At 72.1% G+C, this 4,630-nt stretch carries 5 protein-coding genes; all 5 read right to left on the bottom strand.

The genetic code is table 11. The features are described from left to right. Window positions 1-877: DUF4340 domain-containing protein (locus MBSD_RS13515; protein WP_114693279.1), on the bottom strand; the 877-nt coding region annotated here is incomplete at its 3' end. Then, window positions 871-2,745 carry a Gldg family protein gene (locus MBSD_RS13510; RefSeq protein ID WP_062537827.1) on the bottom strand — a complete coding sequence of 625 codons (1,875 nt, stop codon included), beginning with the start codon at window positions 2,743-2,745 and terminating at the stop codon, window positions 871-873. The genes MBSD_RS13515 and MBSD_RS13510, both read right to left, overlap by 7 nt. A gap of 10 nt (window positions 2,746-2,755) precedes the next feature. Continuing rightward, on the bottom strand, window positions 2,756-3,490 hold the full coding sequence (locus MBSD_RS13505) for an ABC transporter permease subunit (protein WP_062537826.1): 735 nt from the start codon (window positions 3,488-3,490) through the stop codon (window positions 2,756-2,758). Further along, window positions 3,487-4,425, bottom strand: coding sequence for an ABC transporter ATP-binding protein (locus MBSD_RS13500; protein ID WP_062537825.1), 939 nt, complete (start codon window positions 4,423-4,425; stop codon window positions 3,487-3,489). The genes MBSD_RS13505 and MBSD_RS13500 overlap by 4 nt, the downstream gene beginning before the upstream one ends. Beyond that, the coding region (locus MBSD_RS15810; protein ID WP_237071816.1) for a hypothetical protein at window positions 4,422-4,630 on the bottom strand (209 nt) is incomplete at its 5' end. The genes MBSD_RS13500 and MBSD_RS15810, both read right to left, overlap by 4 nt.

The raw sequence follows: 4,630 nt of genomic DNA, 5'->3' as shown, positions 1-4,630 counted from the left end.
CGCGCAGGCGCAGATAATCGCGGCCGTCCTGCTGCCAGGCATCGGCGTCGACGACCAGGCCGTCCCAGGTGCGGAACGCGAGATGCGCGGCCTCGAGGCCGGCGGGCCGCGGCCGCGTCGAGGCGGGATAGACGTCGTCCAGCTCGAGGCCGGCGAGCGCGCCGGCGATCTCCTCGGCGTCGTAAGGCGCGGCCAGCTCGCGGCGTCGTTCCAGCTCGCGCGCGCTGTAGTGGCTGTCGCCGCGATGCGCCTTGTACACGGTGAACGCCGGGCCTTCGCCGGGTTGCACCGTCACCTCGCGCACCCGTTCGGCGGGGATGTCGGCGATCGCGCGGTCGAGCCAGTGGGTGGGATCGGTGTCGACGCGCAGGTCGCCGGCGACCAGCCAACTGCGCGCCTCGCCCGCGCGGCGCACGAAGGTGCCGCCGGCGCGCGGATCGTAGCGGCCGACGATCAGCGCCGGCATGCCGCCGGCGCCGTGCAGCGCGACCTGCACGCCGCCCGCCTTCGGCTGCGCGACGTCCTCGACGCCGAGCACCGCATAGCGCGCCGGCTGCGTCGTCTTCGGCTCGGCCAGGCGCGACTGCGCCAGTTGCAGCAGCAGGCCGCGCAGCGCGGCGATGTCGGCGGGATAGCCGTGGCGCTGCGCCACCGTCCAGCCGGAGGCTTCCCGCCGCAGCGTCACCAGCAGGCGACGGCCGGCGCCGGTCAGCTCGACGCGGTCGATGTCGTTGAGGCGCGCCTGCAGGCCCGGCAGCAGCGCGCCGCCCTCCTCGCGGGAAGTGGCCGGCGCGCGGCGCCAGTTCAGCGCCACCGCCGCCGCCACCGCCAGCGCGGCCAGCAGCGCCAGCACCGCCAGCGTGCGCAGCTTCACCACGGCTCGCCTCCCGCGGCCCTGCGGCGGCGCGCGCGGCGCCAGGCGTAGGCCAGCGCCGCCAGCGTCACCAGGATCGGCATCAGCAGGATGTCGATGAACTTCAGCCGCGAGCCGAGCGCTTCGATCTCCGCGTCCAGCTGGCGCTGCACGTCGCGCAGCTCGCGACGGATCGCCAGCTTGCGCCTGAGGAAGGCCTCCAGCTCCTGCTTCTGCGCCGGACTGAGGATCTGCGCGTTGTCCTTGCCCTTCTCCTGCTGCAGGCCGGCGAGACGGCGCTCGGTGTCGGCAAGCTCGCGCTCCAGCTCCGCTTCCTTGGTGCGGAAACGCGCGTCGGCGCTGCGGCGCAGCGCCTCGACGCGGGTGAACGGACGGCGCGCGGTGGCGCGGCCGCGGATGGAGATCAGCGCCGAGGAGCCGGTCAGGTAGTCGACCGCGTTGACCGCGAAGTCGCCGTTGTTGGCGAACGCGTTCAGCAGGGTCTGGCCGAAGAACGGCGTCATCTGCACCCACAGGCGGTCGGACAGGATGTCGGTGTCGGCGACCAGCAGGATGCGTCCGGGCGCCTTCGCCTCGTCGAGGTGGCCGGCGTCCCTGCGCTCGGGGAAGGCGCTGCGGAAGCGTCCTTCCAGCCAGCCGGCGATCACGTAGTGCACGCCGTCGGGGCGGTAGCCGACCAGCAGCGCGCTCGGATCCGGCTGCAGGCGCACGCGCGCCGCCGGCACGCGCATCGCGTCGGCGGTGCTCTGCAGCAGCGGCACCAGCCGCGCCGTGCCGTCCGCCGCCAGGGCGAAGGCGCCGGCGCTGGAGACGTTGATGCTCTGCAGGTTGGCGGTCACCACGTCGTCGTGGTTGAGGTCGTCGGCGGTGTAGCCGAGCACGGCGGGATGGCGCACCGGCGCGGCGTCGGCGCTCATCGCGATCGACAGCGCGCGCGCGCGGTCCAGCACCACCATGTTGGGGTCGTAGCTGACGCCCCAGGCCTTGAACAGGCGCGGCAGGTCGGAGCTGCGCGGCGCCAGCGGCGTGGCGCCCTCCGCGTCCGCCGCGCCGGCGGTGTCGGTCTCGGCGTCCGGATCGACGAACACGGCGAGACGGCCGCCGCGCATCACGAACTGGTCGATGGCATAGAGCGCGTCCTCCGGCAGGTCGCGCGGCTGCACCAGCATCAGCACTTGCACGTCGTCGCCGATCTTGCGCAGGCGCTGCGCATCGAGCATGCGCACGTCGAACAACTGGCGCAGTTCCTGCAACACCGCCCACGCCGGCTGCACGCCGCCGGTGCGCGGATCGACCTCGCCGTCCAGCGGCAGGCGGCTCAGCACGCCGACCACCGGCTTGCGCGGCATGGTCAGGTCGTGGATCAGCTTGGCGATGTCGTATTCGAGGAAGGTTTCCTTGTCCGCCTGGAAGAACGGGATCACCGCCTGGCCGTCGGTGGAATTGGTGCCGACCAGGCCGAAGAACACCTTGGCGCCGCCGCTGCCGATCGGCGCGGCCGAGAGGCCGGCGCCGGCGGCGCGGTCTTCGTCTTCGGAGAACGGCAGCGGGTCGATCACCTCGAGCTGCAGCTTGCCGTTGGCGCGTTGCGCCATCTCCTCCAGCATCTCGCGCACGCGCTGCTCGTAGCTGCGCAGTTGCGGCAGGTCGCGGGTGGCGTGGTCGGAGAAGTACAGGGTCAGATGCACCGGCTCGTCGATGCCGGCGAGGATGGAACGGGTGCCGGGCGATAGCGTGTAGAGATGGTCCGCGGTCAGGTCGATGCGCGCGCCGCGCAGCGCCTGGTTGCCGACCAGCACCAGGGCGACGAACAGCACGCCGAGCAGCGCGAGCGCGAGGACGACGGCGGAAGTGCGGCGGTTCGGCTTCATGCGCGCGCCCTCAGTCGGCCTTCTTCAGGTCGAGCAGCAGCGCGCCGGCGTACAGCCAGAACACGATCACCAGCGCGAAGAACAGCAGGTCGCGCAGGTCCAGCACGCCCTTGGCGATCGACGCGTAGTGGGCGAGGAATCCCAGCGCGGCGATGCCGTCCACCAGCCCCTGCGGCAGGAAGCTGCGGAAGAAATTCAGCACCAGCGGGAAACCGGCGAGCAGGAACAGGAAGCACACCGCGACGGTGAGGATGAACGCCACCACCTGGCTGCGCGTCGCCGCCGACAGGCACGAGCCGATCGCCAGGAACGCGCCTGCCATCAGCAGGCTGCCGAAGTAGCCGGCCAGGATCGCGCCGTTGTCCGGCCGGCCGAGGTAGTTCGCGGTCAGCCAGATCGGGAAAGTCAGCGCCAGCGCGATGGCGATGAACGCCCAGGCGGCGAGGAACTTGCCCAGCACGGCCTGCGTCATCGTCACCGGCAGCGTCAGCAGCAGCTCGATCGTGCCGCTCTTGCGCTCCTCCGCCCACAGCCGCATCGCCACCGCCGGCACCAGGAACAGGTATAGCCATGGCTGGAACTGGAAGAACGGCTGCAGGTCGGCCTGGCCGCGCTCGTAGAAGTCGCCCAGGTAGAAGGTCAGCGCGCCGGACAGCAGCAGGAAGATGACGATGAAGACGTAGGCCACCGGCGTGGCGAAGTAGCTGGCGAACTCGCGGCGGAACACGCCGAACATCGCGCTCATGCCGCTGCCTCCGCGGCCGGCCCGGTGGTGATGCGGCGGAACACCTCGTCGAGGCGGCCGCGCTCGAGCTGGATTTCGGTGATGCGGATGCCCTGCGCGGCGAGCAGCGCCTGCACGTCGCCGAGGATATCGCGTCCCGGCCGCGGGAACACGGTGATGCGGCCGTCCAGCGGATCGACCTCGACGCCGTCGACGCTCGGCAGCCGCTCCAGCGCCTCGCGCGCGGCGAGGCTGCTGACCGCGCTGAACGACACCGCGCCGTGGTAGCGCGAGCGCGCCTCCAGCTCGGCGGGCGTGGCGTCGGCGAGCAGGCGGCCGTGGGCGATGATCACCACGCGGCTGCATACCGCGTGCACTTCCTCCAGCAGGTGCGTGGAGATGACGATCGTGCGCTCGCGCGCCATCGCGTTGATCAGCCCGCGCACCTCGTGCTTCTGGTTCGGGTCCAGGCCGTCGGTGGGCTCGTCCAGGATCAGCACGCGCGGATCGTGCACGATCGCCTGCGCCAGGCCGACGCGGCGCTTGAAGCCCTTCGACAGCGTGTCGATCGGCTGCTCCAGCACGCGCTCGAGCTGCAGACGGGCGATCACGTCGTGCAGGCGGCGCCGGCGCTGCTCGGGATCGACGCGGCGCATGCGCACGATGAACTGCAGGAATTCGCGCACGCTCATCTCGCCGTAGCTGGGCGCGCCTTCCGGCAGGTAGCCGAGCACGCGCTTGGCGGCCAGCGGCGCGGCCTGCACGTCGTGGCCGCACACGCGCGCCGTGCCGGCGCTGGGGGCGAGGAAGCCGGCCAGCATCTTCATCGTGGTGGACTTGCCGGCGCCGTTGGGGCCGAGGAAGCCGAGCACCTCGCCGGGTTCGACGCGGAAGCTGATGCCGGCCACGGCGGCAATGTCGCCGTAGTACCGGGTGAGGTTGTCGGTCTCGATCATCGCGGGTCCGGTGCAGCGATTCGCTCGGCGCGCCGACCGGCCTCGCGCACCGCGGCGGGCGCGCGCGGATCGGACGGCGGTGCCCCGCCGCCGCGCCCCTCGCGCGGCGGCGCGTCGCGGCAGGCGTCCGCGACGACAGGCAATGTACCGCATCGTCCGGCGAAAGTTCCCGCCGCGCGCGCACGCAAACGAAAAGCCCTCCCCG

It is taken from the genome of Mizugakiibacter sediminis (genome assembly GCF_000953855.2).
GTDB lineage: Bacteria > Pseudomonadota > Gammaproteobacteria > Xanthomonadales > Rhodanobacteraceae > Mizugakiibacter > Mizugakiibacter sediminis.
This window is presented reverse-complemented; position numbering and strand designations above follow the sequence as displayed.

Coding starts and splice junctions, on each gene's coding strand:
- MBSD_RS13510 (WP_062537827.1), bottom strand. CDS start 2,745: ATGAAGCCGAACCGCCGCACTTCCGCCGTCGTCCTCGCGCTCGCGCTG.
- MBSD_RS13505 (WP_062537826.1), bottom strand. CDS start 3,490: ATGAGCGCGATGTTCGGCGTGTTCCGCCGCGAGTTCGCCAGCTACTTC.
- MBSD_RS13500 (WP_062537825.1), bottom strand. CDS start 4,425: ATGATCGAGACCGACAACCTCACCCGGTACTACGGCGACATTGCCGCC.